The sequence below is a fragment of the Arthrobacter sp. zg-Y1219 genome (genome assembly GCF_030125545.1).
Taxonomy (GTDB): domain Bacteria; phylum Actinomycetota; class Actinomycetes; order Actinomycetales; family Micrococcaceae; genus Arthrobacter_B.
Genome location: NZ_JASKLY010000020.1, coordinates 126,313 through 137,861 on the forward strand (window position 1 = coordinate 126,313; position 11,549 = coordinate 137,861).

General features: G+C 63.2%; 11 protein-coding genes. 1 reads left to right on the top strand and 10 read right to left on the bottom strand.

Annotated elements, in window-relative coordinates; all coding sequences use genetic code 11:
• Positions 1 to 52: 52 nt before the first annotated feature.
• The 10 genes from QNO00_RS15660 to QNO00_RS15705 are packed head-to-tail and all read right to left on the bottom strand — an operon-like array spanning position 53 to position 10,150.
• A complete protein-coding gene (locus tag QNO00_RS15660; RefSeq protein ID WP_284025170.1) occupies positions 53 to 2,227 on the bottom strand; it encodes a xanthine dehydrogenase family protein molybdopterin-binding subunit in 2,175 nt (724 codons plus the stop codon).
• Complete coding sequence (locus tag QNO00_RS15665; RefSeq protein ID WP_284025171.1) at positions 2,224 to 3,093, bottom strand: FAD binding domain-containing protein; 870 nt, start codon at positions 3,091 to 3,093, stop codon at positions 2,224 to 2,226. The genes QNO00_RS15660 and QNO00_RS15665 overlap by 4 nt, the downstream gene beginning before the upstream one ends.
• The gene (locus QNO00_RS15670) at positions 3,090 to 3,569 is read right to left on the bottom strand and encodes a (2Fe-2S)-binding protein (RefSeq protein WP_284025172.1); all 480 of its coding nucleotides are present in this window, start codon (positions 3,567 to 3,569) and stop codon (positions 3,090 to 3,092) included. The genes QNO00_RS15665 and QNO00_RS15670 overlap by 4 nt, the downstream gene beginning before the upstream one ends.
• Positions 3,570 to 3,571: 2 nt before the next feature.
• Positions 3,572 to 4,213, bottom strand: coding sequence for an enoyl-CoA hydratase/isomerase family protein (locus tag QNO00_RS15675; protein WP_284025173.1), 642 nt, complete (start codon positions 4,211 to 4,213; stop codon positions 3,572 to 3,574).
• Positions 4,214 to 4,267: 54 nt separating this feature from the next.
• The gene (locus QNO00_RS15680; RefSeq protein WP_284025174.1) at positions 4,268 to 6,430 is read right to left on the bottom strand and encodes an acetate--CoA ligase family protein; all 2,163 of its coding nucleotides are present in this window, start codon (positions 6,428 to 6,430) and stop codon (positions 4,268 to 4,270) included.
• A 41-nt stretch (positions 6,431 to 6,471) separates the two neighbouring features.
• The gene (locus tag QNO00_RS15685; RefSeq protein ID WP_284025175.1) at positions 6,472 to 7,515 is read right to left on the bottom strand and encodes an ABC transporter substrate-binding protein; all 1,044 of its coding nucleotides are present in this window, start codon (positions 7,513 to 7,515) and stop codon (positions 6,472 to 6,474) included.
• Positions 7,516 to 7,553: 38 nt separating this feature from the next.
• The gene (locus QNO00_RS15690) at positions 7,554 to 8,393 is read right to left on the bottom strand and encodes a class III extradiol dioxygenase family protein (RefSeq protein ID WP_284025176.1); all 840 of its coding nucleotides are present in this window, start codon (positions 8,391 to 8,393) and stop codon (positions 7,554 to 7,556) included.
• A complete protein-coding gene (gene ligA / locus QNO00_RS15695; RefSeq protein ID WP_284025177.1) occupies positions 8,386 to 8,757 on the bottom strand; it encodes a protocatechuate 4,5-dioxygenase subunit alpha in 372 nt (123 codons plus the stop codon). The genes QNO00_RS15690 and ligA overlap by 8 nt, the downstream gene beginning before the upstream one ends.
• A 41-nt stretch (positions 8,758 to 8,798) precedes the next feature.
• Entirely contained in the window at positions 8,799 to 9,446 is a 648-nt protein-coding gene (locus QNO00_RS15700) for an RraA family protein (protein WP_284025178.1), read from the bottom strand.
• A 17-nt stretch (positions 9,447 to 9,463) separates the two neighbouring features.
• Positions 9,464 to 10,150: an RraA family protein gene (locus QNO00_RS15705; protein ID WP_284025179.1), complete on the bottom strand. Its 687-nt coding sequence runs from the start codon at positions 10,148 to 10,150 to the stop codon at positions 9,464 to 9,466.
• Positions 10,151 to 10,367: 217 nt separating this feature from the next.
• On the opposite strand from QNO00_RS15705, the gene QNO00_RS15710 reads away from it, so the two are divergent.
• Entirely contained in the window at positions 10,368 to 11,546 is a 1,179-nt protein-coding gene (locus QNO00_RS15710; RefSeq protein ID WP_284025180.1) for a PucR family transcriptional regulator, read from the top strand.
• Positions 11,547 to 11,549 lie beyond the last annotated feature (3 nt).

Genomic DNA, 11,549 nt, shown 5'->3' on the forward strand with positions numbered 1-11,549 from the left:
TTCTCCTTGGTTGTGATTGAGTTTTTGGTCTTGTATCCAGAGCCTTCGGCCATTAGCCGACGATGCCCGCGGGCCGTACTGTCGAAGCATTGGCCGTTAGCGCGGCAAACACCTTTTCGGCCGTGAGCGGCAGCGAGCAAAGCCGGATACCTGCGGCGTCATGGAGTGCGTTTGCCACGGCGGCCGGGACACCGATGTTCACAAGTTCCCCGACTGCCCGAACACCGGCGAGCCCGGTTTCCGGAAGAGCGGCGTCCCCCATCAGGTGGATGGCCAGCTCTGGAATGTCGACGCCGGAAGCGAGTTTGTAATCGTTAAGGGAATCGAGGCTTATCCGGCCGCCTTCCTGGCGCAGGTCCTCAAAGAGGGTCTGGCTCAGGCCGAAGACGAACCCGCCTTCCAGCTGCCCGCGAAGACCCACGGGGTTCAGCGCTGGGCCAACGTCCACTGCGAGGACAGCTCTGCGGGCACGAATAATTCCCGTGGCTGGGTCGACCGCCACCTGAATTGCCAGGGCACCGTGGGCATGGCCCAGATCGCCCACCTCACTGCGGCCGACCGATCCTGTTCCCTCAACGACAAGGTTTTCCTGCCGGCGTTCAGCCAGGATTTCTCCCGGCCAGAACGGACTATTGTCCGCGCCCTGAGGAAGGCTGGGCGCGGCATCCAGCTCTGCCAAGAGCCTGCGACAGGCATCCTCGCAGGCACGCCCCACAACCACGGTGACCCGGCTGGCGCCGGCCCCCTGGTCCACGAGTCCGCTGTCCGTGCCCAATCCCCGGACCATCACTCTGGATCGGGGAACGCCCAGTCGTGCGGCCACCAGCCGCCCAAAGGCCTCGAAGCTGCCCGCTCCCTGATCGGGAAGGGCGAGGTCCAGCTGAAGTCCATCAGTGTCAGCCGTCAGTCTGACCGTAGACTCACCGGGACCGGCACTCCGGTGAAAGACTGAATAACCGGTGCCAAGAAGCATCTCTCCGTCCGGTCTCCCCGATCGTCCCCAGTCTGAGCTTTCCGACCGCACCCGTTCCAACAGCACCCGTGAGACTGATTGCCGCAGATGGCGGTACTTGAACTCCAACGGGTCCTCGCCGCGGGCCCGGGCAATCATCTCCAGGTGGGACTCGGAGGCGAAGATGGTCTGGAACTCACCCGGTGACCGCACATGGGATCCGGGCATCGTGTTCGTGTAGGCGCCGACCGCGGACTCAGCGAGGTGGGGAACGGAATAAGCGCCCATCGGCAGGCCGAGCATCGGCAGAATACCCTTGGGCATCGGCTTCAACGCCACGAAGGCCCCACCGTCCAGCACGAACCGTGATTCGTGGGCATGAACAGTGCCCTGGCGCAATCCCGTGCGCAGGTACAGTGACCCGCCGTGCCGTCCGCCCGTTCCCTGCAAGGCCTCAGAGAAGCTCAGGCGGCCACGCACTGGCCGGCCAGTGCGAACGGAGAGGAAGTAACAGATGCCCTCCACGAACGGATTGCCCTTGGACCCGAAATCTCCACCTATTTTGACGGGATGCACTTCGAAGTCAGCTTCCGGACGGTCCGAGAGTGCCGCCAGGTCGCGGCGGAGCTTGTAGGGTTCCTTGTGCGAGGCATACACATGGACCTTGTCCCCGGTTGCGTCAACCAACGCCCCGTGAGTTTCCAATGCGGCGGAGGAGGAACGGGCCCAGGTGAATTCGTTCTCAAAGACTTCGTCGCACTCGTTGAAGGCAGTTCCCGGGTCACCGGTACGTGCCGCATCCTCGCCCTGGAGGTTGTGGTGTCTGCGGCCGGTGACGGCGTTGATATAACCCTCATACCCGGGGTGGATGGCCGGCGCGTCCGGAGCCAAAGCTTCCACCGGTGTCAGCAGAGGAGCCAAGGCGCGGTACTCCACCCGCACCCTGCCGGCGGCCTGTCTTGCCGTGGCTTCGTCAACTGCCGCGACCGCGGCGACCGGCTGCCCGGCGAAAAGCACACGGCCAGGAGCAAGCACCGGATAGTCCCTGGTAAAGCGCCCGAACCGGCGGTCTCCGATGTCTTCGGCGGTTAGCACTGCTTCCACCCCGGGCATTGCGGCAGCTGAGGAGGCATCGATCGACAGGATCTCCGCATGAGGATGAGGGGACCGAACCAATGCAAGGCTCAGGGCTTCCCCGGGCACATCCTGTGCGTATCGTGCTGCGCCGGTCACCCGGTCCCAGGCTTCCCCTGCGTACCCGCCGTCGTCATTCACTGGCTCTCCCCTCCGCTTCGGGCCCGCGCAATCGCCCGAACCAGTGCCACCCGGACGAGCTGGCGCTTGTAGTGCCGGCTGCCCCGGTGATCATCTTTGGGCTGGATCTCTTTTTCGAGCGCATCCGCTGCGGCCTCGACCGCTTTCGCCCCAATCGCGCCATTCCCGCCGACTACCGATGCTGCGAGGCACTGTGATGCTTTCAACGGATGCACATGGGTATCGGAAGCACCCACGAAGATCCGCGGGTTGGCAATCTGGCCGCCGGTCTCTTCGTAGGCGACGGCCACTGACACACTCGCATAGTCGTCCAAGCTGCTCGTCTGCAGCTTGGACCAACCGCTGCGCAGCGTTTGGGGCCGGGGCGGCAGTTCAACTGCAGTCAAAAGCTCCCCCCGCTGAATGCTGGTCCGGAAGGGCCCTTCCGCCAGGGATTCCAGCAGGACGCGCCGGGTGCCGCGTGAGGATTGGAGCACGACTATGGCCCCAAGAGCGCATAAGAGCGGTGAAGGGTCGTGCCGGGGGTCGGCATAAGCGAGGTTCCCGCCAAGCGTTCCCACCGCGCGAACCCGGACGTTGCCAACGTCGGAGAACATCAGGGGCAGCAGAGGGTCGTAGCCGGCCAGCGCCGGATTTCGAAGCAGCTCGCCATGTGTGGTCATGGCTCCGATCGTGAGCCCCGCGCCGACGACGACACCACGCAGCCCATGCAGCTTGGCTAGGGATACGATCGATCCCGGCTGGATCTGCCCCTTCGACAAGGCCATCGTGAAGGCTACACCGCCGGCCAGTGCGTGTGCCCCGTCTGATTCGAGCAGGTAGCAGGCTTCCTCAACAGTGGGAGGAACGTCGTAGGACGTGTTCACTGTGCTGCCTTCCGCAGGGCACGATGGATGCCGTAGTACCCGGTGCAGCGGCATGCGGTACCGGCCATTTCCAGCGCGATGTCACCAGGCTCCATGCCGCAGACATCGTGTTTTTCCAAAAGGCTGGTTCCCATCACCAGCTGACCTGAGGTGCAGAAGCCGCATTGGAAGCCGCCCTCCGAGATAAACGCTTCCTGCAGCCGGGTACATGCAGGCCGGGCGCTGAGTCCTTCCACCGTAGTGAGTTGGCGACCGTCAACCTGCAGCGCCAACATGTGGCAGGCGGCTACGGGTTCTCCGTCCAACAGGACTGAACAGACGCCGCAGAAACCAACTTCGCATCCGACTTTGGTGCCAGTAAGCCCCAGGTCTTCCCGGACGAAGTCGACTAGCCTCCGGGTTGCCGGCACTTCAGCGGTGACGGGTTCCCCGTTCACGACCAGGCTAAGCGGATATTGCCGCTGCGGCGTCTGCATAACTAGGCCTTCCGCGTCTCGAGACGCGTGGACCAGCCCAACCGCCCGTTCTCCAGGGATTCGGTGTTTAGCTTGGCGAAAGCCATGGCCTCCTCGGCCGCCGTTTTCAGCGCCTGGCCCGGCTCGACAACGGATTCGACGAATCCCAGGTCCAGCGCCTGCTCGGCGGTGAGGCGCTCCCCCGTCATCGCCAGGCGCATCGCCCGGCGCGGGCCAATAACCTCTGCCAGTGCAGCAACGATTGGGCGTGGAAAGCGGCCGTGCAGGAACTCGGGCACAGCAAACCAAGCTGAGGACGAAACAACCACCCGGGGGCAGGTGGACAGCAGGTGCAGCGCTGCCCCCAGGGCGGGACCTTCAACGGCGGCGAACCACAGCAGAGGCGACGTTTCGAACGCGTCGATCAGGCGGACCCCTGCCGGGGGAACGCCGGGGATCCGCTTCGCTTTGAGGTCACCGCCGGCACAAAAAACCGGTCCTCTCGCGCTAAGGACGCCAACCTTCAGCCCTGCGTCTGCGAATTCCTGCAGGACCGCCAGCGCCTCATCCACGATGTCGGCGGTCATTGCATTGCGCCGGTCGGGATCGGCTAGTGTCAGGTATCCGACACCCTCTTCGATACGGCTTTCGACAAACGTTCCCATGTTTTTCTCCCCTGTTCTTTGGTGCGGTTCTCTGGTGCGGTAAACCGCCCGGAGCTAGTTTCCGGCGGCCAATACGACGAGTGCGTCAAGCGCCACTACACGGTCAGCCGAGACGTTGAGCGGATTGATGTCGATTGCCTCAATCAGGCCCTCGAAGTCCACTGCCAGGCGACCGAGTCCTTCGATGGCTGCGAGCACGCCCTCGTGGTTCAATGACACTCCCCGAAATCCGCTGACAAGGGTTCCTGCCTTGGTGGCGGCGAGCAGCGTCGCCGCCTGGTCACGGTCAAAGGGGGGCAGGCCCACGGCGATGTCGTCGAAGAGTTCCACCGTGATGCCGCCTGAGCCCACTGCGACGGCGGAGCCGACCTCCGCGTCGCGGGCGAGCCCCAGCATCAGCTCGGTACCGCCGGAAACGAACTCGGCGACCAACACCTCCAAGACGGCTCCGGCATCCGCTGCAGCAAGGTTGGACCGCAGGGTGCCGAATCCGTCGCGAACGGCCTCAGCAGTGCCGAGGTTGAGCAGGACGCCTCCAATGTCCGACTTGTGGGTCAGGGTTTCAGAGCTGATCTTGAGCACCACCGGGTAACCGATTTCCTCGGCGGCGGTGACGGCGTCTTCGGCGCTTCCCGCACGCACTTCGGACGTGGTGGGTATTCCGTAGCGGCGCAGCAGCATCTTGGAGTCGTATTCGGACAGGCTCACTGGTCCGTTGGAATCCTGCTTGGCCCGGATCTCCGCGCGCAGCCTGTCTGCCTCGAGGTGCGGCACATGTCGCGGACGAGGGCGGACGACTGCGGCACGTCCGATCTTGGTAACGACTGACAGCGCGCGGCTGGCTTCCTGGAGAACAAAGATGCCGGGCAGCTCGCGCCGTACGGAGCGCGCGTGGTCAGTGAGCGAATAGGAAGAAAGGGACATCGAGCCGACGGGCTTGGGCAGCGGGTCCTCGCCCCGTGCCAGCGAGGAGAGATTGCGGAGGTACCGCTCTTCTCTGACCTTGGCCGGCGTGCGTGGGAGTTCTTCCTGTACCAGGACGACGTCGATGTTCGGGTCAGCAGCGACCAGGCGCACACACCGCTGATAAATATCCGGGTTTGCGAGCCCGGGGAAGCCGGTATCCAGCGGATTGCCTACGGAGGACCCTGCCCCCAGCAAAGCGTCGAGCGCTTCGGTGGTCGCCGGATCAAGACGCGGGAAGGCAACGCCCTGCTGCGATGCGTAGTCCATAAGCAGGTCTTTGAGCCCGCCGGAGTGCGAAACGACGCCGATGCGTGGACCGGGCAGGAACCCGGCGTTGAGAAGCACTTCAATTGCATCCACAAGCTCGTCCTGCGTGTGAACGACGACGATGCCGAGTTCCGCTGCCAATGCTTCGAACGCCCGAAGGGAGCCCACGACTGAACCGGTGTGTGCAAGAGCGGCCTTCCGGCCCTCCGGGGAAGCACCCACTTTCAGGACAACCACGCGCTTGCCGTTGGTCCTTGCCAGCTCGCAGGCTTCGCGGAAAGTGCCAATATCCTTGACGGATTCGATGAAGCAGCCAATCACCTCGGTCTTGTCATCGGTCGCGAGGTATTTGATGTAGTCCGCGCAGCTGAGGGACAGCTCTGACCCGGACGCCACAAGCGTGGAAGGTGCGATGCCTCGGTCCATCAGTGCTTCGTAGGTGAACATCAGGACTCCCCCGCTCTGCCCCACCAGCGCCACCGGCGATCCCTCGTCATCGGAAACGCGCTGGAGGGAGATGGTCATGAGGGAAGAATCCAGACGGAACATACCGCCGAAGTTGGGCCCTGCGATTGGAATGTCGGTTTCGGCGGCGATAGCTCGAATCTCCGCACCCAGCGCCATACCTTCAGGATCTCCGCCTTCACCGAAACCCACGGCATGGATGGCGATGGCCCGCGCGCCGGAAGCGATCGAATCGCGAAGCGCGGCTGGAACGAGTTTCGCGGGAACCGAAATGATCACGTGCCCCGGACGCTCAGGCACCTCACCGATGGAGGAATAACAGCGCCCTCCCCAGAGCTCTTCACGCCTTGGATTTACCGGGTAGACCGGCCCGGCGAAGCCCATCCGGACGAGGTCCTTGCTGGCCTTGTCTGTTGGTCCTTTGTCCGTTGCCCCAATAATGACAATGTTCTCCGGTGCCACCAGCGGCCCTAGGTCAGCGCTGCGGACGGACTCGGCGTCGAGGATTTCAGTGCTCATGAAGTCTTCCTTATCGGTAGGGGTACTGCGGCAGTGCCTGGTTAGCCTGCGTCCAGAACGGACTGGCGGAAGCTGTCGTTGAGGTACTCGGGAACGGGTGTCACCCGGTCCACCACCCCACCGTCAACGAGGTACTGCTGGAAAGCGACAACCGCTTCCGCATCGAAGCTGCCGTCGCTGCTGACAGTGGGTAGTTCCACATCGGCCCAGTCGGAGGCTTCAGTCATGTTCGTGTACTTGGTGAGGATCCCGACGATGTCGGCCCGCCGCCCCTCCACCAGGGCCTTCTCGTAGAACCCAAGTGCCCGCAGTGAGGCCTCAACGAAAGCCTGTACCGCAGCCGGATCAGCGGAGACGATCTTTTCCGATGCCTGAAGCCAGGTGGGGAACCCCTCGGCGACTTCTCCAACCCCTGCGACGGCAACGGCGATGTCTCCCGAGATGGCGGTTGAAGCGAGGGGTTCGAACATCCAAGCGCCGGCGATCTTGCCATTGGAAAGGGCGGAAAGCATGTCCGGCAGGCCCATCACCGTAAACTCGACTGTCCCCGGATCCCCTCCTGCAGCGCGGATCGCTGACTCGGCGAAGTACTGGCTGCTCGTTGAGGGACCAACCACGGCGACTGTTTCACCGTCCAGATCCCCCGCTCCTGTGACCTGCCCCGAGTCGGCCAGGTCCTTTCGCACCAGAAGGGCGGGGACTGAGGTATCCGGCCCATAGACGTTGGTGGCAAGTACCACCGGGTCCTTGATGCCTGCGGCCGCGGCGTTAAAGAACGTTGCGTTGGGCTGTCCCGTTCCGAAGTCCACCTGCCCGGAGGCGAGCAGGGCTGGAACGTCGCTCGATGCTTTGACCGGCACCAACTCGACCTCGAGGCCGACATCGTCAAAGTACCCTTCTTCGATCGCCGCATAGAGCGGAGCGTCGGCCGCGGCCGAGAGCGATGCGACCTTGACCTTGGTCAGTTGCTGCGTACTCCCCGGCGCATCCGCTGCGGGGTTTGCACCGCCGCAGGCAGATATCGCGGCCATGCCGATGAGGGCTGCGAGCACGCCGGCGCGCGCCGGCCAAAGCCTTGGTTTCATCTGGTGGATCCTCTCAGGAAATCGGGGGCTGCACGCTGTCAGGCCAGGTTCTGCATAGCCACGACGCCGGCGGCGGTATTCGCCACGGGCACGACATAACCGCTTAGGGCCTGTTTGACGTCTTCGTCCATTGCTCCCCGCATGATTAGCCACATGACGAGTTCCGCACCTTCAGATCCGGCGAGGTGGATGTATTCGGGGTTGGACAGGGAGGCCAGATTGCCGGGGTCCTCGACGATTTCGCGGAGGAACTGCCGGTCGAAATCAGGGTTGATGTGGCCCGCCCGCTCTCCCTGCAGCTGATGGCTCATGCCTCCTGTCCCGACGACTGCGACTCGCACGTCATCGGGGTAGGAAGCGATCGCCCGGCCTATTGCCTGCCCAAGGTCATAGCAGCGGCGGGCCGTGGGAGTGGGCTGCTGCACCACGTTGACGGCCAGTGGTATTACTTTCACGGGCCAATTGGCGGGAGCGCCGAACAGCACCTTCATGGGGGTCGAGAATCCATGATCGACGTCGAGACTCTGACACACAGTCAGGTCGAAACCATCGTTAACGACCTGATCCACGATGTGCCAGGACAGATCAGCGGCACCCGGATATTCGGCTATGGGAGGGCGGCCAAAACCCTCATCCGCAGGCCGGTAAAATTCAGCAGCGCCGATTGCGAAGGTCGGGACAAGGTCGAAGGAAAAGGACGCTCCATGATCGTTGTAGACCATTACCACGACGTCGGGCCTGGTGTCGGCAAGCCATTCGCCCACCTCCGTGAATGCCTTCATACCAGGGTTGGTGTCCGTCCCGCGGGCTGCTGCTTCGACCGCCGGCCCCAGCGCTGGAACATGTGAAATACCGATGCCTGCCACAATTTCAGCCACTTGGCTGCCTCCCTCCATTGCTCATCATTTGTTTGAAATCTTCTGCCGTGGTGCCGGTCATTGCGGCCAGGACTTCCTGGACGCTCAGCCCGTCCATAACACCGATTTTGTAGGCGAAGTAGATGTTTCCCCCCTGCTGGATCATGCTCATCCAGTCCCTTTTCCGCACCGCCTCCCGCTGTCCGGGGCTCAGCCCGAAACGGTCCATAAAGGCTTCCGGATCGGTTTGGAAAGATTCCCGCTCGGTCGGGCTGTTGAGCGCCGCGCTCATCCTGTTCAGCGGGTAGCCCATGCGGGACCGGCGTCCGTCGAACACATATGTTCCCGGAATGTCGTCGAAGCCAAGTGGTGCCTTCGGGTCCATGCCTTCCGCTCCTTTCGATTTGTGGTTGGTGGTGGAGGACCTTAGTTCTTCAGCGGTTCACCCAGAGCCCGGAAGCCGTAGACATCCACCGTGAGCTCTCCGTTGCGAAGGCGCTCCATGAACATGTCCTCCTTGGCAACACGCTCCCTGGCAGCTTCCACGACGCGGGAAACCTCGGACGAGGGAATGACCACTATTCCGTCTTGGTCGGCAACTACCAGGTCCCCTCGGGCGATCACCCTGCCGCGAAGCGTGATGTCCCGGCCCACGGCACCGGGCCACTCTTTGCGGGTCCCTCGGATGGCGATGTGAGTGGAGAACGCCGGGAACTCCAACCCGGCCAATTCCCGCGTGTCCCTGACACCGCCGTCGATCACCAGGCCGGCGACACCACGGGCCTGGGCAGCTACAGCCATGACCTCACCCCAGTAGCCGTAAGCGCCTCCACCAGCGTCAACCATGAGCACATCCCCTGGCCCTGCGGCTGCAAGTCCCCAATGAAGGGCCAGATTGTCACCGATGGCGGCTTCAACAGGAAGCGCCCGTCCGACGATCTGCGCGCCGGTCCAAGCGGGACGGAAGGACGCATCAAGGAAAAGGTCACGGGAGGAGGCTTCATACAGCGTGGCCGAGCCCATTGCGAGCAGTTCAGCTGCGTCTATGTCCAGCACGTCCGATTCGATAGTCATGTCTGTCGTCTGATCCTTTAGTCGGCGGTCACTGCGGGGAACTGCGAGTCGTGCATGACCTCGACGACGTTCCTGCCGGAGCGGACGGCCGCAGCCATTGCCGCTTCGCGGGCGGCGATGCGCTCAGCAAGGACCAGGACACGGTGGGCGTCAGCAGCCGCCACGAACACGATTCCGTTCCAGTCGGCAACCACTAGGTCTCCGGAGTGGACGGCGACGCCGCCGATCTGGATAGGCTCATCCATCGATTCCTGGACTATCCGCCCCCTGGCGCTGACCGGGACTGACGCCCTCGCATAGAGCGGCAAGCCCACCGCCGCGGATTCCTGTACGTCGCGGCAGGCTCCGTCCACGATTACCCCGGCGACGCCCCGCTGTGTTGCGGCTTCAGCCAGGAGGCCGCCCCAGCAGGAAACGTCGGTCCGCCCGTGGTTATCGATGACGATGACGTCGCTGGGCGCGGCAACGGCGACCAAAGGCGTAGCAATGTGTGTGGTCGCCCCGGCTGCCGATTTGGGGGCGGCTTTGACCGTTCGGACGCGCCCGGCGGTAACCCGTCCCGTTTCCCATTGGGCACGGAGTCCCGTTACGGCTCCGCGCAGCCCCAGCATGTCGAGCGCGTCTGAAACCGCGCAACTGTCGAGCGCGCTCAACCGTTCCAGCATTCCGTCTAAGGCCTGTTCTTGGATCGCCTCTGCGCTCATGCCGCCAGCTCCTTCGCTGAGTTTCCGAATGTGACCACTGCCACTGTTGCGTCTCAAATCACGCTATCGGAATTGTGCGCTATCCGGAATCGCACTTGTGTGGCAAGTTGTGAGGTAGGTCTCCGACAGAGTGTCGGAGACCTCAGCTGGCAGGCCGGTGAAAAATCCGCCCGTCACTGAACGAATCGTCAAACCGTCGCATGACAGGATCATCTCTATGTATCTGGAAAGCATTGTCAAAGACCTGTTTAACCAGCTCCATGCGCCACTGCTTGTCCTCGATACATCAATGGAACTCGTGGCGCACAGCATCCACGAGGACGCCGAACATGATGCCACACAGGTCGCCATGATCGTTTCCCGCCGTGGAACTGCGGGAGCCGTCGAGAGTTTCAAGCGTTACCGAGTTAAGTACTCAACTGAGCCGGTACGGATCCCGGGGCGGGCAGGCGGGCGGGGACACATAGTGGTTACCGTCCGGAGTGCCGGACAGCCCACTGGCTATCTGACCTTTCCCGACCTCTACGGGGAAGACATTCCAGAGGCGCATCTCGCGGCCATCGAGGCTGCGTCCAGCGAAATCGGTGAAGCCCTGCGCGACAGGATGCTCGACCGGCGCCGAGGAAGAGAACATGTAAAACAGCTGCTGGCCGGACTTCTGGGCACAGACCGCCTGCAGCACAATTACGCCGTGCAGGAGATCCTGGCTGGGCGCCTACTGACTCCTGCCGCCCAGTACTGCGTAGTGGTTTTGGAAGCCGGCCGGAGGGAAAACGACCAAGCATCTGCGCGCCGTCACCTGGAAAATGCGGTGGAACAGATCACCGCAGCGGGTGCGCCACGCTGCATGGGTGCGGTCATCCACGGAGAGGGCATTGTGATCGTTCCGGAGTGTTTGGATTCCGATACGCTCAGCGGACTGCTGGCGGAGCACGGCCTGGATTCAGTGTGCGCTGGATCCGGGGGGAGGGCGGACACATTGGAGGAAACGGCCCAGTCCTACCAGCAGGCGCGTACCGCACTTCAGGCCGTCCGACGGGACCGGTCACGCTACGGCCGCTCAGCTGCGTGGAACGACCTCGGCGCCGACCGCATCCTGCTCCAGCTTCCTCTGGAAACCATGAGCGGTTTCGACCTTTCGCCCGGCATACAGCGCCTGTTCGCTGCGAAGAACGCCGAGATGCTCGTGGAATCGGTTCGCGCCTACCTCGACGCAGGAGGCAACGCCGTAGAAGCCTCGCGGGTACTGCACGTTCACCGCAGCACGCTGTACTACCGGCTGGACCGTGCCGCCGAAGTGTCCGGACTGGACTTCGCGGATGGCAAGCTCCAACGGGAATTGCACTTGGAGCTGCGGGTCGCGGACCTCATTGGCTTGCAGCCCCGAAGCTGCTGACGG

Coding starts and splice junctions, on each gene's coding strand:
- QNO00_RS15670 (WP_284025172.1), bottom strand. CDS start 3,569: ATGCAGACGCCGCAGCGGCAATATCCGCTTAGCCTGGTCGTGAACGGG.
- QNO00_RS15685 (WP_284025175.1), bottom strand. CDS start 7,515: ATGAAACCAAGGCTTTGGCCGGCGCGCGCCGGCGTGCTCGCAGCCCTC.
- QNO00_RS15675 (WP_284025173.1), bottom strand. CDS start 4,213: ATGGGAACGTTTGTCGAAAGCCGTATCGAAGAGGGTGTCGGATACCTG.
- QNO00_RS15710 (WP_284025180.1), top strand. CDS start 10,368: ATGTATCTGGAAAGCATTGTCAAAGACCTGTTTAACCAGCTCCATGCG.
- QNO00_RS15680 (WP_284025174.1), bottom strand. CDS start 6,430: ATGAGCACTGAAATCCTCGACGCCGAGTCCGTCCGCAGCGCTGACCTA.
- QNO00_RS15700 (WP_284025178.1), bottom strand. CDS start 9,446: ATGACTATCGAATCGGACGTGCTGGACATAGACGCAGCTGAACTGCTC.
- ligA (WP_284025177.1), bottom strand. CDS start 8,757: ATGGACCCGAAGGCACCACTTGGCTTCGACGACATTCCGGGAACATAT.
- QNO00_RS15705 (WP_284025179.1), bottom strand. CDS start 10,150: ATGAGCGCAGAGGCGATCCAAGAACAGGCCTTAGACGGAATGCTGGAA.